This is a genomic window from Nocardia sp. NPDC046763, from assembly GCF_040645495.1.
In the GTDB taxonomy this organism is placed as follows: domain Bacteria; phylum Actinomycetota; class Actinomycetes; order Mycobacteriales; family Mycobacteriaceae; genus Nocardia.
Genome location: NZ_JBEYYI010000020.1, coordinates 138,437 through 158,815, shown reverse-complemented (window position 1 = coordinate 158,815; position 20,379 = coordinate 138,437). Strand labels below are relative to the sequence as shown.

Here is a 20,379-nt window from a genome sequence, read left to right as displayed (position 1 = left end):
GCTCGTCCTTTGCGTTCGAGTAGGTCCGTTCGACAACGTGCCAGCTACACCCGACCGGCGGCGCTGCACGACACGCGACACTACCAACGCGGCGTCTCAGAAGCCGCGTCCGCGACGGATGGCGCGGCATTTTCAGGCTGAATCCTCATAATTCACGCATTCGGGCTTAATAGCGGGACAAACCCCGATACCCCGAAAGGTAAGGAAGACGGGGCCCAGCTCCCGGATCCCCGGCAGGCGCCGGAACCGGCTCAACGCAGGCTGCCCAGTGGGTCGGCGCGGGTGAGGGCGGGGTCTTCGGCGGAGAACGTGCGGGCGGGACCCGGTCCCGTGGAACGGGTTTCGAACCTGACGGTCACGACCCCGTGGCCTGCGCCCTGCACCCAGCCGTGCCCGAATTCGGGGTGTTCGACATCGAGTCCCGGATACCAGGTTCCGATGGCGAAGGAGCGGGTCGCGGGCGGCACCACCGGATCCGGGCCGTCGGGCACCGCGAAGGTGGGTTCCTCGGAGACCGCGCCATCGGGGTCGACCGTCTGATCCAACTCGGGGAACAGTGATTCCTGACGAATCTCCGAGAGTCCGGCGAAACCCACTCCCACCAGGCGAATCGGCCCGATCTCGGCCGGGTCCAGGGCGGACCGCTGAGCCGCGGCGGTGAGGGTGGCGAGATCCTCGGTGGCGTAAGGCAGCGTGGAGGAGCGGGTCACGATGCTCATATCGGTCTTCTTGAGCTTGAGCACTACGGTGCGGGCCGCGCGGCCGTCGGTGGTGAGCCGCCGATGGGCGGAGGCGGCCATGGCGTCGATGGCCGGACGCAGCTGGGCGAGGGTGAGAATGTCGGTCTCATAGGTGGTTTCCGCGCTGATCTGCTTGGCCTCCGCGCGCTCGGCCACCGGGCGGTCGTCGATGCCGCGGGCCAGCCGGTGCAGCGCCGCCCCGATGCTGCCCCCGAGAATCGAGGACACCTCCGATTCCGGCAGCGCCGCCAGCGCCCCCACGGTCTCGATTCCCAGTGAGCGCAGCCGGCTTTCGGCCACCGGCCCGATCCCCCACAGTTTGCGCACCGGCAGCGCCGACAGGAACCCGTCCTGCTCGGCCGCCGGAATCACCCGCACCCCATCGGGTTTGGCCAGCCCAGAGGCGATCTTGGCGAGCTGCTTGCCGCTGCCCGCCCCGACCGAGGCCACCAGCCCGGTGCGCTCCCGCACCGCCGCCCGCAGCTCCTCACAGAATTCGAGCACCCGCGCCGGAGTGGCTCCGGCCAGTTCCGCCGGTTCCCCGAACGCCTCGTCGAACGACAGCGTCTCCAGCACCGGGATCCGGGTCCGCAAGGTGTCGAAGACCTGCCCGCTGAGTTCGCCGTACACCGCCCCGCGCGGCGGGATCACCACCGCCGACCCGCCGACCAGCCGCCGCGCCTGATGCATGGGCATGGCCGAGCGCGCCCCGAACACCCGCGCCTCGTAGCTGGCCCCCGCCACCACGCCGCGCCCGCCCATGCCACCCACCAGCACCGGCCGCCCGCGCAGGGTCGGACGGGTCAGTTGCTCGACCGAGGCGAAGAACGCGTCCATATCTATATGCAGCACCCACCGCCGCTGTCCCGTACCTCGGGATCCGCTGTCGATTTGCTGTGTGTCCGCCCCCGCCCAAGCCGGCCCGCCGCGCCTGCCCTCCGGCCCTGCACAACCGACTCCACCAGGCACGATGTCCCGGTTCGCGGGGTCGGCAGACGTATTCACACCGGGAAATCTACAAGCGACTACCGACAGGCACGACCTGCCGGATGTGTGATGATTCGTCCATGACGATTCGCAAGGCCGTGATTCCCGCAGCGGGTATCGGCTCGCGCCTGCTGCCGCTGACCAAGGCGATCCCGAAGGAAATGCTCGCGGTGGGCGACAAGCCCGTCATCGAACACACTGTCCGCGAGCTCGTGGCCTCCGGCATCACCGACATCACCATCGTGGTCAGCGCCGGAAAATCGTTGATCCAGGACCACTTCCGCCCCAACCCCGCCCTGGTCGCCCAGCTGCGCGCCGATGGCAAGACCGCCTTCGCCGACGCGGTCGAGGAGGTCGGTGAGCTGAGCCGGCAAGGCCACATCACCTACCTGGACCAGCACGGCCCCTACGGCAACGGCACCCCGGTACTGAACGCGGCCCGTCACCTGGGCAACGAGCCCATGCTGGTGCTGTGGCCCGATGACGTCTTCGTCGCCGAGGTGCCGCGCGCCCAACAGCTCATCGATGCTTACGAGAAGACCAACGCGCCGGTGCTGGCGCTCATGCCGATGGATCCGTCCGAGTCGCAGCGCTACGGCGTCCCGGTGGTCGAGGAGACGGCCGGAGAGGGTCTGATGCGGATCAGCGGCCTGAAGGAGAAGCCCAAGCCGGACGACGCCCCGTCCTCCTTCGCCGCCATCGGCGGCTACGTGGTCACCCCGGGCATCATCGCCGAACTGCGCAAGCAGGTCGACCACTGGTACACCCACCGCACCGGCGAGGTGTACCTGACCGATGCCATCAATGTCTTCGCCGCGGAGAATCCGGTGTACGGCCAGGTGATTCGCGGGCGCTGGTACGACACCGGCAACCCGGCCGACTATCTGACCGCGCAATTCGCCTCGGCGCTGGCACATCCGGAGTACGGTCCGCTGTTGCGCCAGCTCGTCGCCGAGTAGGCCGCCGCCGCACCACAGGCCGCCAGGTTCGGCGCACAGGTGCCGTGCACCCAACCACGCCAGACCAAATTTGTCGAAACCCGAAACATGGGGGCAGGTTTCGGCGATCATGCCGGTGGGTCGGGATACCCCTCTGGATCGAAGGTCGGTTTTGCTAGGCGGATTGGGCACCCGGGCGGCACTGCTCGCGGCGGCAAGTTGTTCTCTTGTCACTACGTTCACCATGGTCGTACCCGCTGGTCCGGCCTTCGGCGCGCCACCCGACCCGATAACCAGCACGGCGAGCCTCGCGGGTACCGCGGTATCCGATGACGGCTCCGCCATCACCGCCTTCGAGGTGCACGACTCCCGGAACCTGACGCTGCATGTGCACTCGGCGGCCATGAACTCCGATATCACGGTGGAGGTACAACGTCCCGCCGACACCTCCGAGCCGCGCCCGGTGCTGTATCTGCTCAATGGCGCGGGCGGCGGCCAGGACACGGCGACCTGGAAGCGCAATACCGATTCCACCCAGTTCTTCATGGACAAGAACGTGAACGTGGTGATGCCGATCGGCGGCGCATTCACCTACTACACCGACTGGCGCAGCCCCGATCCCCGGCTGGGCCAGCCCATGTGGAAGACCTTCCTCACCGAGGAGCTACCCCCGCTGGTCGACGCGGCCCTGGCCACCAATGGGATTCACGCCATCGCGGGCATGTCCATGTCGGGCACGTCGGTGCTGCAGCTTCCGATCGCCGCGCCTGGCCTGTACCGGGCCGTCGCCGCCTACAGCGGGTGCGCCCAGATCAGTGATCCGGTCGGCCAGAAGTTCACCGACCTGGTGGTCTCCATCGGCGGCGGCAATCCGGTGAACATGTACGGGCCCATGGACGATCCGGAGTGGGCCGAAAACGACCCCTATGTGCACGCCGAGGCGCTGCGCGGCCTGGGGATCTATGTCTCCAACGGTTCCGGCCTGCCCGGCCGCCACGACAATGTGGCCGATGTGCGGAGCCTCGGTCCGGCGGACGGCGGTCTGCCGCAACAGATCCTGGTCGGCGGCATTCTGGAGGCGGCCAGCGACTGGTGCGCCCGCAATCTCAAGACCCGCCTGCACCAGTTGGACATTCCCGCGACCTTCGACATCGCCAAGCCGGGCACGCACTCGTGGGGCTACTGGCAGGACGCGCTGCGCGCCTCGTGGCCGGTGCTGGCCAAGGGCCTGGAGCTGCCCGAAACGGATTGAGCCGCGGCCGGTTCCGGCCCTCGGTGCCTTTCCGACGAAGCCGCTAGCCCAGGTCGGCGGCGTTGTAGCGCACGAGATAGGACGCGAGCCGCTCGACATCCGCGTCGTCCCAGTCGGCGAACCGTTCGGTGAACGCGGCGCTGCGGCTGCGTGCGGCGGCGCGGGCCACCCGTTTGCCCTCGGCGGTGGCGTGCAGCACCAGGTTGCGGCGGTTGGCCGGGTCGACCTCGCGGGCCAGGTAGCCGTCGCGTTCCAGTGCGGCCACCTGGCGGCTGACCGTGGACTTGTCGAGGTGGAAGTGCCCGGCCAGATCCGCGGCCAGGCACCCGTTCCGTTCGATCACCAGGTCGAGAATGCTGGACGCCACCAGCGACAGCTCCGGATGCAGTTCGGCCGCGCGCCCGCGGGCGCGCCGGGCGAAGGCGGTGAGCTCACGCTGTATGACCTCGATCGCATCGGATCGGCCGGGGAATGCGTCAGCACTCTTCATAGTTGTAGACTACAACCCAAGCTTGGTTGTATTTACCAACTATTGGAGAAGAACCCATGGCCTCACATCGGATCCGGCATGTCGCCGTGCACCTGCTCACCCCGCTGCTCATGTGCCTCGGCATGGGGCTGGCGTACCTGGGCGCGTTCCACCAGCCCGAGCCCAACCACCTCGCGGTGGCCATCGTCGGCGACAGCCCGCAGGTCAAGGTGCTCGCGCAGACCCTGAAGGACAAGGGCGGCCATGCCCTCGACGTGATCACCGTGCCCACCCGCGACGACGCGGTGAGCCAGCTGCGCCACCGCGACCTGGCCGGCGCGTACGTCCCCGACGCCCGGCAGCCCGAACTGCTGGTCGCCAAGGCCGGATCCGACACCACCGCCATGGCCGCCGAGGCCGTCTTCGGCCAGGTCGCCGGGCTGCAGAACGCACCACTGACCGTCACCGACGTCACCACCCCCAGCTCCGGCGACCCCACCGCACAGGGCATCTTCTTCCTGCTGGTCGCGCTGAGCATCGGCTCCTACGGCAGCGTCGCCGCCATCGGCGCGGCGGGCGCGGGGCTGCCCATGTGGCTGCGCGGCGCGATCGGCCTGGTCACCTCGCTGCTGGTGAGCCTGATCGGCCTGGCCCTCGCGGGCCCGGTCTTCCACGTGGTCGACCACGACCTGGGCGCGATCTGGGGCATGTCGTGGCTGTACTCCGCGGGCATCCTGACCATCGGCATCGGCCTGCACACCTTCCTCGAGCGCTGGACCACGCTGGCGTTGATGGTGCTGTTCGTCATGCTGAACTTCACCAGCTCCGGCGGCGTCTACAGCCCGTGGCTGCAGAACGACTTCTTCGGCACCCTGCACCACTTCTGGAACGGCGCGGGCTTCGTCGAGGGCGCACGCAGCCTGCTCTACTTCGACAGCGCCGGACTCGGCGGCCGGATGTCGAGCCTGGCGCTCTGGTTCGCGGCGGGCGTGCTGCTCATGACCGTAGCGGGCCTGGCCGAAAAGCGGCAGGCCGCAGCACAATCGGCACCACGCCACGCCGCCGAGCCCGTCGAGAATGCCCCGTCCGCCGAGTCCGCGATGGCGGCCCGGGAGGAGATGGAGGAGGCGGTCGGCGTCTGAGGCCGGTCTACCGAATACCCAACTGCGACAAGGCGGTCCGGATGCCCACCCGGACCGTCTCGTTGTCTCCCACACCCCCGCTGACGGCCACGCCGTCGCGGGTCAGCAGCAGCGCCCGGGCCGCATCGTCGATGTCGGTGTGCCCCGCGGCGCGCAGCCGGTCGGCCATCAGATCCCGGAACCAGCCGCGATAGTCGTCGACGACCTTGCGCACGGCGTGCTCCGGATTCGGGAACTCCACGGCCGCATTGAGAAACGGGCAGCCCCGGAAGCCCGGTCCGCAGCTGAGCTCGCCCAGCCGCTCGAAGATGCCGACGATGGAGACGGTGCCGGTGCCGGGGATGGCCTCCAATACCTCGCGCTGGCGGGCGTATTCGCGCACCAGGTAGGCGACGACCAGCTCTTCCTTGGTCTTGAAGTGCCGGTAGAAGGTAGCCTTCGCGATTCCCGCCTCGGCGATGATGCGGTCGATGCCGACGGTGTGGATGCCCTCGGCATAGAACAACCGGGTCGCGGTGTCCAGCAGGCGATCACGGGCTTCGCTCATGGCTGACCTGCACTCCTTCCCCTCATCGGGCTTCGGCATTGACGATAGCAGACAGATCTGTCTACCCTGAGTCGCGTCTGAACAGACAAGTCTGTCTAGGGAGATTCGAAATGGCTAAGCTCTTCACCTCGTCCGCTACCTCCGTCGGCCGCGAGGGCCGCTCGGTCAGCTCCGACGGTTACCTCGACCTGAAGCTGGCCCAGCCCAAGGAGGCCGGCGGCAGCGGTGACGGCACCAACCCGGAGCAGCTGTTCGCGGTGGGCTACTCGGCCTGCTTCGCCGGCGCGCTGCAGGTGGTCGCCCGCAACCAGGGCATCGAGCTGGGCGACACCTCGGTGACCGCCGACGTCAGCCTGAACAAGGACGAGGAGACCGGTTTCGGCATCTCCGTCGTGCTGCGCGTCGAGCTGCCGGAGGAGCTGCAGAACGACAAGGGCCGCGAACTGGTCGAGGCCGCCCACCAGGTCTGCCCCTACTCCAAGGCCACCCGCGGCAACATCCCCGTGGAACTGGTTGTCGAGTAAGGCGATTCAGTAGAAGCGGCGAATGGTGTAGATGTCGAACTGGCTCAGCGGAGTCAGGCCGACGGGCACACCCCAGTCGTACGCGTTCAGCACCTTGCCGCCTCCCGCGTAGATGCCTACGTGGGAGGCGTCGTTGTTGAGGACGACGACGTCACCGACCTGCATGGCGCCGGCGGGCACCTCGAGTCCGGCGGCGGCCTGCTGCCAGGTGGTGCGCGGCATATCGATGCCGACGCTGCGAAAGGCCCACTGCACCAGGCCCGAGCAGTCCCAGTCGTTCGGGCCGGTGCCGCCCCAGCGATAGGGCTTGCCGGTCTGGGTGGTCGCCAGCGTGAGCGCGGCCATGGCCCGCGGACTGGCCACCGGCAGCTGCGCGGAACCGCTCGCACTGCCCGAGAACAACCCGCTGGCGCTGCCGGACGCGGACCCGGATCCCGACCCCGACGACGCAGAGCCGGTGTCCGCGTGCGCCAGGCCCGCCCAGAGCGCGGCGGTGAGCACCAGGGCCGAGATCGTCGTGACGAAAGATGCGAAACGGTGAACCTGTCTGCGAGTCATGTGCGTGCCCCTCCATCGGCGATACCGCGGCAACATCTCGAGCAAGACAATTAGCTAATTGATAGCCGTTCTAGCGCACAAGCCACATGCGTCACAAGAGAACCGAGTCGGCGTGTCGCGAGCCCTCGTCATAAACCTCGGAAAACACCTGCACAAGCGATTGGAGCCGGAAAAACCGAGAGCGCCTGTCCCTCGAATCCCGGGAAGGCGCTCTGAGTTTGCCTCTGGCCAGTGATGCAGCGTTCGCCGGCGATCAGCGGTGCAGCCACAGGGTCAGGTGGTGGTTGGCCTTCATGAGCATCGGGATCAGGACGTAGGCCGAAGTGGGCACCACGATCGCGGTCAGGACGAGGGTCCGCACGAACACCGGCAGGCTCGCCATCTCGGGGCCGAGCAGGGCCAGAGCGATGGTGATGGTCGGGTACACGGCCATCCAGGTGATGAGCGCGCGCCGATGTACCGACGGAACCGCAACGGGCGCCGCGGCATTCGCGGCAGCGACAGTGGCGGAGGTAGTGGTGAGAGTGGTCATTGCGCGCTCCTAGCGACCGTATTCCCGATTGTCGGCGAGACGGTACGTCTCGTCTCATGAAGAAGTTAGCCCCCGCCACGGCACCTGTCAAGACGAGACGTTCCGTCTCGTTCGGCGGTACGATGGACCCATGCCCCAGCCGCCCAATCCCGAACTGCGCAGCGCCAAGTCCCACCAGGCGATCCTCGACGCGACCTTCGAACTCGCCGTGCGGAATGGCTACGGCAAACTCACCATCGAGGCCATTGCCGCCAAAGCCGGCGTCGGCAAGCAGACCATCTACCGCTGGTGGCCCTCCAAGGGCGCGATCGCCCTCGAGGCCATCAATGACCAGATCGGTTCGGCCACCGACTTTCCCGACACCGGTGACATCGCCGCCGATCTGAGGGCGCAGATCGGCGGCCTCGCCCGAATGCTGGCCGGCGATGTCGGCTGCGTCTACCGCGGCGTCATCGCCGAGGCCCAGAACGACCCGAAGCTCATGCAGATGGTCCGCGAGACCTTCGTCGAACCCCGAGTCCAGAAGGGTGCGCTCCGGCTCGAATCCGCCATCCGCGCTGGGCAGATCCGTGACGATCTGTCAGTGCTCACCATGACCAATATGCTCTACGGCCCGGTCTACTTGCGGTTCCTGCTCGGCGTCGGCGACGTCCTCGACGCCCCGGAACTGGTGAACCCGATCCTCGACGGACTGCGTCCCCGATCCTGACGTGACAGGGGCAAGGGGCGGAACCGGTTCGGTTCCGCCCCTTGCCTCTTCGGCTACGCCTTGACGATCGAGACCTTCACACCGCCGACGACCTCGGGGGCATCCGCACCCACCTCACCGAGAGACAGTGTGGTGGCAAGGATTTCACCCGCGATCAGGTCGCGGTGGGTCTCCGCCCAGCCCAGGCGCTCGGCCGGGACGTCGAGCACGACCGTGATGCGGTCGGAGACGTCCAGGCCCAGGGACTTACGGGTCTCCTGCAGGTCGCGGATGAGGTCGCGGGCCCAGCCCTCGGCCTCCAGCTCCTCGGTGACCACCGAATTCAGCACCACCAGACCGATATTGCCGGGCAGAGCGGCGGTGGATTCGGGTTCGGCGGCGACCAGGCGCTGGGTGTACTCCTCCGGCAGCAGGGCGATGCCGGCGGCGGAGACGGTGCCGTCGGCGGCCTCGCTCCACTCCCCCGCCTTGACCGCCTTGATGACCGTCTGGACCTCCTTGCCCAGGCGCGGTCCCGCGGCGCGGGCGTTCACCACGAGCTCGAAGCGGCCGTGCGCGGCCACATCGGTGGTGAGGTCGACCTTCTTGACGTTCACCTCGTCGGCGATCAAATCCACGAAGGGCCGCAGGCGTTCCGCGTCGGCGGCGGCCACGGTGACCTCCGAGAGCGGCAGGCGCACGCGCAGGTTCTGGGCCTTGCGCAGGCTCAGCACGGTGGAGCAGACCGTGCGGACCTCGTCCATGGCCGACACTAGTTCGGCATCGTGCGGCAGGTCGGTGTCGCTCGGCCAGTCGGCCAGGTGCACCGAGCGCTCGCCGGTGAGGCCGCGCCAGATCACCTCGGTCAGCAGCGGCAGCAGCGGAGCCGCCAGCCGGGTGGTCACCTCGAGCACCGTGTGCAGGGTGTCGATGGCGTCGCGGTCCTCTTCCCAGAAGCGCGAACGCGACCGGCGCACATACCAATTGGTGAGCGCGTCGGCGAAGGTGCGCAGCTCGTCGCAGGCCGTCGCGATGTCGTAGATCTCGAGGGCGTTGGTCATGACGTCGCGAGTCTGCGCCAGCTTGGCCAGGATGTAGCGGTCCAGCACGTTCGGCGAGTCCGTGCGCCAGGTACCCGGCTTGGAGGCGTAGAGCTGCAGGAAGGTCCATGCGTTCCAGAGCGGGCGCAGCGCCTGGCTGACGCCCTCGCGGATGCCGCGTTCGGTGACGATGAGGTTGCCGCCGCGCAGCACCGGCGACGCCATGAGGAACCAGCGCATGGCGTCGGAGCCGTCACGGTCGAAGACCTCGTTGACGTCCGGGTAGTTGCCCTTGGACTTGGACATCTTGAGGCCGTCGTCACCCAGCACGATGCCGTGCGCCACCACCGATTTGAAGGCCGGGCGATCGAACAGCGCAGTCGAGAGGATGTGCAGGTTGTAGAACCAGCCGCGGGTCTGGCCGTTGTACTCGACGATGAAGTCGCCGGGGCTGTGCGCGGCAGCGACGGCCGAGCCGTCCATGGACCCAGCGACGGCCGAGCCGTCCATGGACCCAGTGGCGGCGCCCTCGAACCACTCCTTGTTCTCGAACGGGTAGTGCACCTGCGCGTAAGGCATGGAGCCGGACTCGAACCAGCAGTCCAGCACCTCGGGCGTGCGCCGCATCATCGACTTCCCGGTCGGGTCATCGGGATTGGGACGCACCAGCTCGTCGATGCCGGGCCGGTGCAGATCGCTCGGCCGCACGCCGAAGTCCTGCTCCAGCTGATCCAGCGAGCCGTACACGTCCACGCGCGGGTAGGCCGGATCGTCCGAGATCCACACCGGGATGGGCGCACCCCAGTAGCGGTTGCGGCTGATGTTCCAGTCGTGCGCGTTCTGCAGCCACTTGCCGAACTGGCCGTCGCGGATGTGCTCGGGAACCCAGGTGATCTGCTTGTTGAGCTCCACCATGCGGTCGCGGAAGGTGGTGACCGCCACGAACCAGGACGGCACCGCCATGTAGATCAGCGGCTGGCCCGAGCGCCAGCTGTGCGGGTAGGAGTGCTCGATGGTCTCGTGCCGCAACAGCTTTCCGGCGGCCTTGAGGTCCTTGATGATGACCGGGTTGGCGTCGAAGACCATGAGGCCCTCGTAGGGCGGCACCATGGAGGTGAACTTGCCGCCCGGGTCGAGGGGCTGCACGACCTCGATTCCGTTGGCGGAGGCCACATCCATGTCCTCCTCACCGAACGCGGGCGCCAGATGCACCACGCCGGTACCGGAGTCGGTGGTCACGTAGTCGGCGTTGAGCACCCGGTGCGCGTTCGGGTGGCCGAGGAAGAAGTCGAAGGGCGGCAGGTAGTGCAGGCCCTCCAGCGCCGCGCCCGAATACTCGGACAGCACAGTCGGTTCCTCGCCCAGCTCGCGCGCGTAGTGCGAGACCCGCTCGGCGGCAAGCACATACCGCTTGCCGTCCTTGCCCTCGACGTGGGCGTAGGTGATGTCGGGGTGTACCGCGATCGCCAGGTTGGACGGCAGCGTCCACGGCGTGGTGGTCCAGACGAGGGCGTTGGCGCCGTCCAGGGCGTGCAGCGGGTGCTCGGCGGGGACCCGCAGCACCATGTCGACGGTGACCGCCGGATCCTGCCGCATCCGGTAGGAGTCGTCGAGGCGCGCCTCCTGATTGGACAGCGGGGTCTGCTCGTACCAGCTGTAGGGCAGCACCCGGAAGCCCTGATAGATCAGGCCCTTGTCGTACAGCGACTTGAACGCCCACATGACCGATTCCATGAAGTCGAGGTCGAGGGTTTTGTAGTCGTTGTCGAAGTCGACCCACCGGGCCTGGCGTGTCACATAGTTACGCCACTCGTTCGTGTAGCGAAGTACCGAGGATTTGCACGCGGCATTGAATTCCGCGAGACCCATGGCATCGATCTGTGATTTGTCCGTGATACCGAGCTGCTTCTCCGCTTCGATTTCCGCGGGCAGGCCGTGAGTATCCCAACCGAATCGTCGTTCCACCTTCTTGCCGCGCATGGTTTGGAAACGCGGGATCAAATCCTTCACGTATCCGGTCAGCAGATGACCGTAGTGCGGCAACCCATTGGCGAAGGGCGGGCCGTCGTAGAAGACGAATTCCTCTGCATCGGAACGGTTCTCGATGCTGGCACGGAAGGTGTCGTCGGAGGCCCAGTAGTCCAGGACCCGCTGCTCCAACTGGGGGAACGACACCTGACCGGAGGTCCGGCTCAGGTCAACGCGGGGATATCCGCTTCGGGAAGTGGCTGTGTCGTCTTCAAAAGCAGCGTCCGCCATAGCGGCCTCTCAGTCTCCTCGTGCCAGCACAGTGGGCACGGGGACGATGCCGGCGCTCGGTGCGCCGTAACCGCGGTACCACCCCGCTTGCCCGACCCCAGGATCACGAAAACCCTTGCAGGACCGAGCCTCTCGTTGTGAGCTGTGACGGGCTCACCCGTTCGGTTCTAGTGAGCGGACCCTGTCGTTCACTGCTGAACGCAGGCACCCGCCGTTCTTCCGAAAGCTCCCCGGTGATGGCCGGATCAACGCCGTATAGCTCTCTACAGTCTAGCGGGGCGGGTCCAGCGGATATTCCGCGGACCCGCCCCGCTAGTGCTTCGCATGTCTTCCGCCCGTCCGGGACGAGGTGTCCTCGTCATCGGTCCGCAGCGACAACGCACTGACGAGCAGCAGCACCGCGCCTATCACGCACACGATGATGCAGCCCCATGCCCAGATCACCGAACCGGTGGTCAGTGCGGTCACCAGCAGGCCGAAACCCACGGCTGCGAGCGCGAGCGTCACCACGAGCAAGTACACCACCCCCTCGCTGGGCTTCGATAGCGGTGGCTATCGGAGGACTCGAAAGGTTGGCGGCGATACCGCGCCACCCGGGAGTTCCTCCCGCGCGACCTGGCATCGCTGGCCGTATCTACGACTTTACTTGCTGCCCTTGAGAAGTGCGCCGTTGCCGGACGCATCCTGGCCGAACTCGCCGCCGTCGACCGGGACCGCCGAACCACGGTTCTCCAGCTCCTCCAGCTGCGATTCCAGGTAGGACTTCAGGCGCACACGGTATTCGCGCTCGAAGGTCTTGAGCTGCTCGATCCGGCTCTCCAGCACGCTGCGCTGCTGGGTGATGGTGGCCATGATCTCGGTGTGCTTGCGCTCGGCGTCGGCCTGCAGGGCGTCGGCCTTCTCCTTCGCCTGGCGCAGCTGGGAATCCGAGCGGGTCTGCGCGTCCGACAGCATGGCCTCGGCCTTCTGGCGGGCGTCGGCGATCATCGCCTCGGAGCGCGTACGCGCGTCGCTGACCAGGCGCTCGGAGTTGGCCCGGGCGTTGGCCAGCAGTTGCTCGGCCTCGGTCTTGGCATCGGAGGTGAGGCGGTCGGCCATCTCCTGAGCCAGCGAAAGCACCTTGGCGGCCTGCAGATTCGCGTCCGCGGAGGGAGCGTCCTGCTTGACGGCGGCCACCGGGACCGGAGCCGGCATGGGGGCCGGGGGCGGCGGCGGAGCGGCCTTGATGGGCTCCGGCGCGACGGGCGCCTTCACGGGCTGGACCGCGGGGCCCCGATTCTTCTTGGCGTCAGCCAGTTCCGCGTCCAACTCGGCAACTCGCTGGCGAAGGTCAGCGTTCTCCTCGATGAGGCGTGAGAGCTCCTGCTCGACCAGGTCGAGGAAGGCATCGACTTCATCCTCGTTGTAGCCGCGCTTCCCGATCGGCGGTTTGCTGAACGCGACGTTATGAACATCGGCGGGGGTCAGCGGCATGGAACGATCCCTTCACGCTTCGTATGGAGATCTAGCGGTAGATCTGGGCAAGCTTTCTTTCGGCCCATTCTGTCATACCTGAGCTATCGACTGCCCTGCCTGGCCCGTGATCGTCATCAAGACGAACACGATGAAAAGCAGGACCATAATGGACAGATCGAGCCGAATTCCCCCAAGATTCACTGGGGGTATCAAACGCCTCAGAAGTTTCACCGGAGGGTCGGTGACCGTGAAGATCACCTCCAGGATGATCACCACGAAGCCCGTCGGCCGCCAGTCCCGTGCGAAGCTGCGGATGAACTCGATGATGACTCGGCTGATCAGTAGCAGCCAGAAGAGGAACAGCAGTAGGTTCAACACCGGGAACAGGGCCACCGCACCACTGTGCCCTAGATTCCATGATCGGCAAAATAGAAACACGGATCGTCCCGGTCACAGCCCGACTCATGCGGTATGACCGCTTCGGGACCCCGCCCGGACAGCACCGCCACACATCGTGGCACTCGGATACCCGACAACTCGGGCGCAAGACTCCCCACCATTCCCCCGCGACTATTTCGCAACCCCCGTTGACGCGACGCAATTCCTTGCCGCGGTTTACTTTTGAGCTCCACGCCGGTGATCGGCGCCTCGACCGCTACCCCTGGCGGCCGGCCCTTCCCTCGGGGCCCGGGAGGCACAGCCTCCGAACGGGTTTCAGGGCGCGACCCTGACAATCCCCGAGAGTTGGGGTCACTTCTGGTTGTAGAAGCCGTTTTCCGCGATCCGGCGGCGCTCCTCGGCGGAGACATCCACGTCGGCCGGTGAGAGCAGGAACACCTTCGTGGCGACCTTGTCGAACGAACCACGCAGCGCGAAAGCCAGACCCGCAGCGAAGTCCACCAGGCGGCGGGCGTCGGAGTTGCTCATCTCGACCAGATCCATGATCACCGGGGTGCCGTCGCGGAAGCGCTCACCGATGATGGCGGCCTCCGCGTAGGTGCGCGGGCGCAGCGTGGTGATCTTGGACAAGGTGCCTCCGTCCTCGAAGATCTGGGGACGGCGGGCCGCCTCGATCCGGCGCTCCTGCTCCCGCAGCTCCTCGATGCGCCGCTCCGCATCGGTATCCATCGCGAGCGCGCCGCGGGTGCTGCCACGCACCGCGGGCGCGCTGCCGCCCATGGAACGGGTGCGGCTGGACGGGGCGGTGTCGATGCGGGTGGGACGACGGGGCGCGTCGTAACGGTCGTCGGCGTCGTAGCGGTCGCGGTGATCGCGGTCGCGGAGGTCGTCGGCGTAGTCGTCGCGGCGGGACACGCTGTACCCAGGCTTGTAGGGCGCCTTGTAGGACGGCTCGTAGGCGGGCTCGTCGTCGTAGCGGTCCTCGCCGTATCGGTCGTAATCACGCTCGCGTTCGGCGTAGGGCCGGGGACGACGCTGGCCACGCTCATCGGCGCTCCGGGCGGCTCCGCGGTCGTCGACGTAATCGTCTTCGTAATCCTCGAGCGGAACCATCCCGAAGTACGCCTTGAACTTGTGCAGCGTGCTCATCTGGTCGACCTTCCTTCGGCCCCGGTTGGCCTGGGGTGTTGTCCTGCTCAGTCCTCGTCTGCCACCAAGCATATGTTTCAAATGTGACTGGTGAGGTTTCTTTGCTACGCCGAGGTTATCGGTCGCGCGCCCATCAGGGCTGTACCGACACGCACGCAGGTGGATCCATGGCGGATGGCCGACTCCAAGTCGCCGGACATGCCCGCCGATAGTTCTTTCGCATCGGGGTGGACGGTTGTTAATGCGGCATGGATGCGGGCCAGTTGCTCGAAGGCGGCATCCGGTTCGACGTCCAGCGGCGGGATGGCCATCAGGCCCGCGAGCTGCAAGGATCGCGAGGCGGCGACCTGATCGGCGAGCGCGTGCAGGGCCGCGTCGCGGGCGCCGCCGCGGGACGGGTCCGCGTCCAGGGACACCTGGAGCAGCACGCGCAAGGGGGTCGTGCGGGATCCGTCGTCCAGCGCGGCCTCCGCACCGGCGTCAAGGGCGCTCGCGAGCCGCTCGCTGTCCACCGAGTAAACGGTATCGGCCCAGCGTGCAACGGATTTCACCTTGTTCCGCTGCAGCCGTCCGATGAACTCCCAGCGTATCTGGGACAGGTGTCGCAGCTGCGCCACCTTTCCCGCCGCCTCCTGCTCACGTGACTCGCCGAACTCGCGGCGGCCCAATCCATAGAGGATCTCGATATCCGAGGCGGGGAAGAACTTGGTGACCGGTAGCAGGCGCACCGACCCCGGCGCCCGGCCCGCGGCAGCGCACGCTGCGTCGATTCGCTCGATGAGTGCCGACAGGGCGGTGGCGAGCTCACCGACGCGACCACCGTCGGACGTGACCTGTGCCGCATCGGATCCCTGTGCGGCGGTGAAGCTTTCGGTCATTCTGAAACTCCCTCGGATGACATCCAAATCACACCGGCGAGTCGGCCGGTCGGCGAGTCGCGGCGGTGCGAGAACAGCGTCCGGTCCTCGATGGTGCACCGCGGATCCACCGCGACCGCGCCCACTCCGGCCGCCTCCAACTGCCGGCGGATGCCCGCGCGCAGATCCAGGCCCGGCGTGCCCTTGGCCGTGGTGGTCGCGCTGCCCGGCAGATGCGCCTCGACATCGGCGCGCATGGCGGCGGGCACCTCGTACTGGCGACCGCTGGCCGCCGGTCCGAGGAACGCGCCGATGCGTTCGGGCTTCGCACCAACCGACATCATGGCCTCCAGCACCCGCGGCACGATCCCGATCCGCGCGCCGATCCGTCCCGCGTGCACGGCGGCGATGACGCCGGCCTCGTCGTCGGACAGCAGGATCGGCACGCAGTCGGCGGTCAGCACCACCAGCGCGAGATCGCGCCGGGTGGTCACCAGAGCATCGGTGGCAGGCACCGGCTCGGTCCGCGGCCCGTCCACGATCTCCACGTTCCGCCCGTGGATCTGTTCCATCCACACCAGGTGGTCCGGCGCGAGCCCGATATTCTCCGCGAGCCGAACCCGATTGCGCCGCACCGCCTCCGGATCATCACCCACATGATCGCCCAGGTTGAACGAGTCGTACGGCGCGGCCGAGAACCCGCCCGCCCGCGTCGTCACAACCCGCCTGGTCCGAAATACCGGTGCCGCTCTTGTCATGCCTTCGAGGGTAGTAGTCACCGGCGGGCAACCCCGAACTCACCACCTCCCCGGAACCGCATCACCGCTCGGAACGACATCGCGCCCGCTCCGGAAGCCGAAGCGGGCGCGATGGGTGAATCCGTCAGGGGCGCAACGTCAGCGGCGCATGAAGGAGGGGACGTCGACGTCGTCGTCATCGGCGTCCGGGGGCTGGATGTGGCCGCGATTGTTGCCCGCGACCGTCGGGTCCACGGCCGGTCGGGGCGCGCTGTAGGACGGAGCCGGGCCACGCTCGGCGACCGGCTGCGGGGCCGGCGCGGGCTCGGGACGCGGCGCGGGAGCGGGCTCGGGGGTGCGGGCCGAGGTGTATTCGTGTGAGCGGCCGACGCTTCCGGCGCTGGCGCTCGCGGTGCCGCTGGTATTGGTGAACCGGCTGACCGCTGGTTCGATGCGCCGGGAGGGACCGCTGCCGTCGAAGCCGGCGGCGATCACGGTGACGCGGACCTCATCGCCGAGGGAATCGTCGATGACCGTACCGAAGATGATGTTGGCCTCGATGTGCGCGGCCTCCTGCACCAGCGAGGCGGCCTCGTTGATCTCGAACAGGCCGAGGTCGGAGCCGCCCGCGATGGAAAGCAGCACGCCGTGCGCGCCGTCCATGGAGGCCTCCAGCAGCGGCGAATTGATCGCTGCCTCAGCGGCCTTCACCGACCGGCCCTCGCCGCGGGCGGAGCCGATGCCCATGAGGGCCGAACCCGCACCGGACATGACCGACTTGACGTCGGCGAAGTCGACATTGATCAGACCCGGGGTGGTGATCAGATCGGTGATGCCCTGAACACCGTTGAGCAGCACCTCGTCCGCGGAGCGGAAGGCGTCCATCAGGCTCACGGCCGCGTCGCCGAGCTGAAGCAGCCGGTCGTTCGGAATGACGATGAGGGTGTCACAGGACTCGCGCAGCGCCTGGATACCGGCCTCGGCCTGGTTGCTGCGGCGCTTGCCCTCGAACGAGAACGGCCGCGTCACAACACCGATGGTGAGCGCGCCGAGCTTGCGCGCGATGGAGGCCACGACGGGCGCGCCGCCGGTACCGGTGCCGCCGCCCTCGCCGGCGGTCACGAAGACCATGTCGGCGCCCTTGAGGACTTCCTCGATCTCGTCCTTGTGATCCTCGGCGGCCTTGCGGCCGACCTCCGGATCGGCGCCGGCGCCCAGCCCGCGGGTGAGTTCCCGGCCGACATCGAGCTTCACATCCGCATCCGACATCAACAACGCCTGCGCGTCGGTGTTGACGGCGATGAACTCGACTCCCTTGAGTCCCTGTTCGATCATCCGGTTGACGGCGTTCACGCCGCCGCCGCCGATACCGACGACCTTGATCACAGCAAGGTAGTTGTGCGGGGGCGTCATGGGCTCTCGCCTTCCTTCGATCTGAAACAGCTTGTCGTCTTCGGCTACTCGCAAAATACCGGCACTATGGTCTCGGTCCGATAAACCCTCAACCATAGGTTCAGCGTTATGTCAAGTATCCGACTGGTGCCGAACGGTATTCGCAGCCACCGCGTTACGGGCGCAGGCGCGCCGAACCGAGCATCAGAATCTTGTGTGATTCGACTCGTCCGACCCACCCGAGCATCGTATCGTGGACGGTTGCCCTCCGGCCCTGGATCGGAACCGACGGTGCCCTTCCGGCAAACCACCGAAAATTTCGGCAGCCCAATGGGTATCGCTCACTTTACCGTGACCAGATTCGGACTCGAAACATCGAATACCTTGCCCGGCTGGGAAAGCAGGGGTCCGACCACCGCGGCCTTGCGCGCGGAGTCCCCGGTTCCGCCCCAGAGCACGGTACGGCCATCACGCAACTCCAGGGCAATATCCGAAACCGAGCGGGCCACAACCGCTCCCACGCCGACCTCGTCGCGCAGCGGAATCGGAATCGCGGCCATGACGGCCACCGCGGCCTCGGTCACCGGATCCGATCCGCCCGGATGATCGGTCACCAGTTTGGGTATCCCCGGTCCCGGCGGCTCGATCGCGAATTCCACGCTGTCGCAATCGAGCAGATGGGCGCCGTCGGTACTGTCGAAGTACAGCACGGGGGTGCGCTCCACCACCGTCACCCGGACCGTGGACGGGAACACCCGCTGCACCCGGACCGAACGGACCTTCGGCAGCTGCGACACCTGTTCGGCCATCGCATTGGTGTCCAGCCGCATCATGGACAGACCGTTCGGCACCTGCAGCGCGTCCTGAACCTGTTGTTCCGGAACGGCACTCAGCCCTTCCACCTGCACCGTGCGCACCGACAGCAACGGCGTGAACCAGGCGACCAGTCCGAACGCGATCAGCACCACGACCCCGGCCAGGGCGCCCCACCGCACCCGGCGCGATTGCCACGCCGTCACGATCCGCGATTCGCGGCGGACCCGCCCACGGCGCAACCGGGCCCGCCGGGCCGCCGCGCTCTCGCCCGCGGATTCGGCGCTGTTGTCCGCTGCCGCACCGGATTCGGTGTCGTAATCGTCCGCGTCGTAGCTAGCGTCAGCGGCCGGATCCGGCCGATCCGCCGCTCCCCCACCCGAGCTCACGGTGGCTCACCGCCCGTGTGCGGGTCGTGCGCGCAGCCCGTCCAGAATCTGGCTGCCCAGCATGGTCACATCGCCCGCGCCCATGGTGATCACCACGTCGCCGGGCCGCGCCAGCGCGCCCACCTGCTTGCCGACCCGGGACATATCCGGCTGATAGTGCACAGGTTTGGTGACCGCGTTGGCCACCAGCGCGCCGTTCACACCCGGCAGCGGTTCTTCACGCGCGCCGTACACATCGAGCACCACCACCTCGTCGGCCAGCGACAGCGCCGCGCCGAACTCGGTCGCGAAAGTGGCAGTGCGGCTGTACAAGTGGGGCTGGAACACCACGATCACCCGGCCCGGCCGCGAGCGCGCGCCGTCGCGCGCCTCCTGCGCGACCAGTTCGGCGGCCGCGGAGAGCACCGCGCGCACCTCGGTCGGGTGGTGGGCGTAGTCGTCGAAGACGCGCACGCCGTTCTCGCGTCCGGTGAGCTGGAAGCGCCGGTGCACCCCGCCGAAACCCTCCAGGCCCTGGATGATCTCGCCCAGATCGGCGCCGGTCGCGCGGGCGGCCAGCAGCGCGCCCAGCGCATTGAGCGCCATGTGCCGGCCGGGCACCGACAGGCGAAGGGTGCGCGGGGCATGCTCGTCGGCGAGCTGGAAGACGGCCACGCCGCCGACATCGCGCGGCTCCCAGGACAGCAGCTGCGCGCCGACCGGGACACCGGACGTGGCGAAATCGCCGGAGCCGTAACCGATCACCTGGATGCCGCGCGGATCCTCGGCCAGCCGGGCCACCGACCGCTGCGCCAGGCCCAGCGAGCCCGGATCGTCCACGCACACCACCAGGCGGCCGCCCGGTTCGAGCCGGTCCACGAAATCGTCGAAGACCTGGACATAGGCCTCGTCCGTACCGAAGTAGTCCAGGTGGTCGGACTCGATATTGGTGACCACCGCGACGTCCGGCGCGTACTGCAGCAGCGACCCGTCGCTCTCGTCGGCCTCGGCCACGAAGATGCCGCCGGTGCCGTGGTGGGCGTTGGTGCCGGCCTCGTTGAGTTCGCCGCCGACTGCGAAGGACGGGTCGAATCCGCAGTGCTGCAGGGCCACCACCAGCATGGAGGTGGTCGAGGTCTTGCCGTGCGTGCCCGACACCAGCAGCGTCTTGTGGCCCTGCATGAGCGAGGCCAGCACGGCCGGACGCAGCAGCACCGGCACGCCGCGCCGATGCGCCTCCACCAGTTCGGGATTGGTCTTGGGGATGGCAGCGTAGGTGGTCACCACGGCGGTGGGCCCACCGGGCAGCAGGTCCAGGGCGCCGGCGTCGTGGCCGATGCGCACCTGGGCGCCGCGCGCCCGCAGGGCCAGCACGCCGCGGCTCTCCTTGGCGTCGGAGCCGGAGACCATGCCGCCACGCGACAGGAGAATTCGGGCGATCCCGGACATACCGGCACCACCGATGCCGATCATGTGCACGCGTTGCAGATGGTCGGGTAGGTCGGTGTGAGCCTCGGCGGTTCCCACATCACT

20 protein-coding genes are annotated in these 20,379 nt (G+C 67.7%); 5 read left to right on the top strand and 15 right to left on the bottom strand.

Going from position 1 to position 20,379, the window contains the following annotated elements; all coding sequences use genetic code 11:
* Nucleotides 1-251 precede the first annotated feature (251 nt).
* Complete coding sequence (locus ABZ909_RS28965) at nucleotides 252-1,631, bottom strand: DNA polymerase IV (RefSeq protein ID WP_357005574.1); 1,380 nt, start codon at nucleotides 1,629-1,631, stop codon at nucleotides 252-254.
* 176 nt (nucleotides 1,632-1,807) lie between these two features.
* On the opposite strand from ABZ909_RS28965, the gene ABZ909_RS28960 reads away from it, so the two are divergent.
* Both ABZ909_RS28960 and ABZ909_RS28955 read left to right on the top strand, forming a co-directional pair.
* Nucleotides 1,808-2,686 carry a UTP--glucose-1-phosphate uridylyltransferase gene (locus ABZ909_RS28960; protein WP_357005507.1) on the top strand — a complete coding sequence of 293 codons (879 nt, stop codon included), beginning with the start codon at nucleotides 1,808-1,810 and terminating at the stop codon, nucleotides 2,684-2,686.
* A gap of 223 nt (nucleotides 2,687-2,909) precedes the next feature.
* Nucleotides 2,910-3,917 carry an alpha/beta hydrolase family protein gene (locus ABZ909_RS28955; protein ID WP_357005504.1) on the top strand — a complete coding sequence of 336 codons (1,008 nt, stop codon included), beginning with the start codon at nucleotides 2,910-2,912 and terminating at the stop codon, nucleotides 3,915-3,917.
* 43 nt (nucleotides 3,918-3,960) lie between these two features.
* Here the strand turns inward: ABZ909_RS28955 and ABZ909_RS28950 are convergent, their stop codons facing one another.
* Nucleotides 3,961-4,407 carry a MarR family transcriptional regulator gene (locus tag ABZ909_RS28950; RefSeq protein WP_357005501.1) on the bottom strand — a complete coding sequence of 149 codons (447 nt, stop codon included), beginning with the start codon at nucleotides 4,405-4,407 and terminating at the stop codon, nucleotides 3,961-3,963.
* 56 nt (nucleotides 4,408-4,463) lie between these two features.
* On the opposite strand from ABZ909_RS28950, the gene ABZ909_RS28945 reads away from it, so the two are divergent.
* The gene (locus ABZ909_RS28945) at nucleotides 4,464-5,528 is read left to right on the top strand and encodes a hypothetical protein (RefSeq protein WP_357005498.1); all 1,065 of its coding nucleotides are present in this window, start codon (nucleotides 4,464-4,466) and stop codon (nucleotides 5,526-5,528) included.
* A 7-nt stretch (nucleotides 5,529-5,535) separates the two neighbouring features.
* Here the strand turns inward: ABZ909_RS28945 and ABZ909_RS28940 are convergent, their stop codons facing one another.
* Nucleotides 5,536-6,075 (bottom strand): TetR/AcrR family transcriptional regulator, encoded by a 540-nt coding sequence (locus ABZ909_RS28940; protein ID WP_357005495.1) that lies wholly within the window; start codon nucleotides 6,073-6,075, stop codon nucleotides 5,536-5,538.
* Nucleotides 6,076-6,185: 110 nt separating this feature from the next.
* Here ABZ909_RS28940 and ABZ909_RS28935 point away from each other — a divergent pair, with 110 nt between their 5' ends.
* Complete coding sequence (locus tag ABZ909_RS28935) at nucleotides 6,186-6,599, top strand: organic hydroperoxide resistance protein (protein WP_354842991.1); 414 nt, start codon at nucleotides 6,186-6,188, stop codon at nucleotides 6,597-6,599.
* Between the two features lie 6 nt (nucleotides 6,600-6,605).
* Here ABZ909_RS28935 and ABZ909_RS28930 read toward each other — a convergent pair whose 3' ends face one another.
* Together ABZ909_RS28930 and ABZ909_RS28925 are read right to left on the bottom strand one after the other, a co-directional pair.
* The gene (locus ABZ909_RS28930; RefSeq protein ID WP_357005492.1) at nucleotides 6,606-7,157 is read right to left on the bottom strand and encodes an NlpC/P60 family protein; all 552 of its coding nucleotides are present in this window, start codon (nucleotides 7,155-7,157) and stop codon (nucleotides 6,606-6,608) included.
* A 253-nt stretch (nucleotides 7,158-7,410) separates the two neighbouring features.
* The gene (locus tag ABZ909_RS28925; protein ID WP_357005489.1) at nucleotides 7,411-7,689 is read right to left on the bottom strand and encodes a hypothetical protein; all 279 of its coding nucleotides are present in this window, start codon (nucleotides 7,687-7,689) and stop codon (nucleotides 7,411-7,413) included.
* Nucleotides 7,690-7,819: 130 nt separating this feature from the next.
* Here ABZ909_RS28925 and ABZ909_RS28920 point away from each other — a divergent pair, with 130 nt between their 5' ends.
* Nucleotides 7,820-8,398, top strand: coding sequence for a TetR/AcrR family transcriptional regulator (locus ABZ909_RS28920; protein ID WP_357005487.1), 579 nt, complete (start codon nucleotides 7,820-7,822; stop codon nucleotides 8,396-8,398).
* A gap of 53 nt (nucleotides 8,399-8,451) precedes the next feature.
* On the opposite strand, the gene ileS is transcribed toward ABZ909_RS28920, so the two are convergent.
* From ileS to murC, 10 genes are all read right to left on the bottom strand, one after another.
* Nucleotides 8,452-11,676 (bottom strand): isoleucine--tRNA ligase, encoded by a 3,225-nt coding sequence (gene ileS / locus ABZ909_RS28915; protein WP_357005484.1) that lies wholly within the window; start codon nucleotides 11,674-11,676, stop codon nucleotides 8,452-8,454.
* Between the two features lie 312 nt (nucleotides 11,677-11,988).
* Complete coding sequence (locus tag ABZ909_RS28910) at nucleotides 11,989-12,192, bottom strand: hypothetical protein (RefSeq protein ID WP_357005572.1); 204 nt, start codon at nucleotides 12,190-12,192, stop codon at nucleotides 11,989-11,991.
* 126 nt (nucleotides 12,193-12,318) lie between these two features.
* Entirely contained in the window at nucleotides 12,319-13,149 is an 831-nt protein-coding gene (locus tag ABZ909_RS28905) for a DivIVA domain-containing protein (RefSeq protein ID WP_357005481.1), read from the bottom strand.
* Nucleotides 13,150-13,221: 72 nt separating this feature from the next.
* Entirely contained in the window at nucleotides 13,222-13,524 is a 303-nt protein-coding gene (locus ABZ909_RS28900; RefSeq protein WP_357005478.1) for a YggT family protein, read from the bottom strand.
* A 357-nt stretch (nucleotides 13,525-13,881) separates the two neighbouring features.
* Nucleotides 13,882-14,679, bottom strand: coding sequence for a cell division protein SepF (gene sepF, locus ABZ909_RS28895; protein ID WP_357005475.1), 798 nt, complete (start codon nucleotides 14,677-14,679; stop codon nucleotides 13,882-13,884).
* A gap of 104 nt (nucleotides 14,680-14,783) precedes the next feature.
* Nucleotides 14,784-15,557 (bottom strand): YggS family pyridoxal phosphate-dependent enzyme, encoded by a 774-nt coding sequence (locus ABZ909_RS28890; protein ID WP_357005472.1) that lies wholly within the window; start codon nucleotides 15,555-15,557, stop codon nucleotides 14,784-14,786.
* Nucleotides 15,554-16,294, bottom strand: coding sequence for a peptidoglycan editing factor PgeF (gene pgeF, locus ABZ909_RS28885; protein WP_357005469.1), 741 nt, complete (start codon nucleotides 16,292-16,294; stop codon nucleotides 15,554-15,556). The genes ABZ909_RS28890 and pgeF overlap by 4 nt, the downstream gene beginning before the upstream one ends.
* Nucleotides 16,295-16,432: 138 nt before the next feature.
* Nucleotides 16,433-17,686, bottom strand: a complete 1,254-nt coding sequence (gene ftsZ / locus ABZ909_RS28880; protein WP_357005467.1) for a cell division protein FtsZ — start codon at nucleotides 17,684-17,686, stop codon at nucleotides 16,433-16,435.
* 320 nt (nucleotides 17,687-18,006) lie between these two features.
* Complete coding sequence (locus ABZ909_RS28875; RefSeq protein ID WP_357005464.1) at nucleotides 18,007-18,867, bottom strand: FtsQ-type POTRA domain-containing protein; 861 nt, start codon at nucleotides 18,865-18,867, stop codon at nucleotides 18,007-18,009.
* Between the two features lie 6 nt (nucleotides 18,868-18,873).
* A complete protein-coding gene (gene murC / locus ABZ909_RS28870; RefSeq protein WP_357005571.1) occupies nucleotides 18,874-20,319 on the bottom strand; it encodes a UDP-N-acetylmuramate--L-alanine ligase in 1,446 nt (481 codons plus the stop codon).
* Nucleotides 20,320-20,379: the final 60 nt, after the last annotated feature.

Coding starts and splice junctions, on each gene's coding strand:
- ABZ909_RS28960 (WP_357005507.1), top strand. CDS start 1,808: ATGACGATTCGCAAGGCCGTGATTCCCGCAGCGGGTATCGGCTCGCGC.
- ABZ909_RS28955 (WP_357005504.1), top strand. CDS start 2,910: ATGGTCGTACCCGCTGGTCCGGCCTTCGGCGCGCCACCCGACCCGATA.
- ABZ909_RS28950 (WP_357005501.1), bottom strand. CDS start 4,407: ATGAAGAGTGCTGACGCATTCCCCGGCCGATCCGATGCGATCGAGGTC.
- ABZ909_RS28945 (WP_357005498.1), top strand. CDS start 4,464: ATGGCCTCACATCGGATCCGGCATGTCGCCGTGCACCTGCTCACCCCG.
- ABZ909_RS28940 (WP_357005495.1), bottom strand. CDS start 6,075: ATGAGCGAAGCCCGTGATCGCCTGCTGGACACCGCGACCCGGTTGTTC.
- ABZ909_RS28935 (WP_354842991.1), top strand. CDS start 6,186: ATGGCTAAGCTCTTCACCTCGTCCGCTACCTCCGTCGGCCGCGAGGGC.
- ABZ909_RS28930 (WP_357005492.1), bottom strand. CDS start 7,157: ATGACTCGCAGACAGGTTCACCGTTTCGCATCTTTCGTCACGACGATC.
- ABZ909_RS28925 (WP_357005489.1), bottom strand. CDS start 7,689: ATGACCACTCTCACCACTACCTCCGCCACTGTCGCTGCCGCGAATGCC.
- ABZ909_RS28920 (WP_357005487.1), top strand. CDS start 7,820: ATGCCCCAGCCGCCCAATCCCGAACTGCGCAGCGCCAAGTCCCACCAG.
- ileS (WP_357005484.1), bottom strand. CDS start 11,676: ATGGCGGACGCTGCTTTTGAAGACGACACAGCCACTTCCCGAAGCGGA.
- ABZ909_RS28905 (WP_357005481.1), bottom strand. CDS start 13,149: ATGCCGCTGACCCCCGCCGATGTTCATAACGTCGCGTTCAGCAAACCG.
- sepF (WP_357005475.1), bottom strand. CDS start 14,679: ATGAGCACGCTGCACAAGTTCAAGGCGTACTTCGGGATGGTTCCGCTC.
- ABZ909_RS28890 (WP_357005472.1), bottom strand. CDS start 15,557: ATGACCGAAAGCTTCACCGCCGCACAGGGATCCGATGCGGCACAGGTC.
- pgeF (WP_357005469.1), bottom strand. CDS start 16,294: ATGACAAGAGCGGCACCGGTATTTCGGACCAGGCGGGTTGTGACGACG.
- ftsZ (WP_357005467.1), bottom strand. CDS start 17,686: ATGACGCCCCCGCACAACTACCTTGCTGTGATCAAGGTCGTCGGTATC.
- murC (WP_357005571.1), bottom strand. CDS start 20,319: ATGATCGGCATCGGTGGTGCCGGTATGTCCGGGATCGCCCGAATTCTC.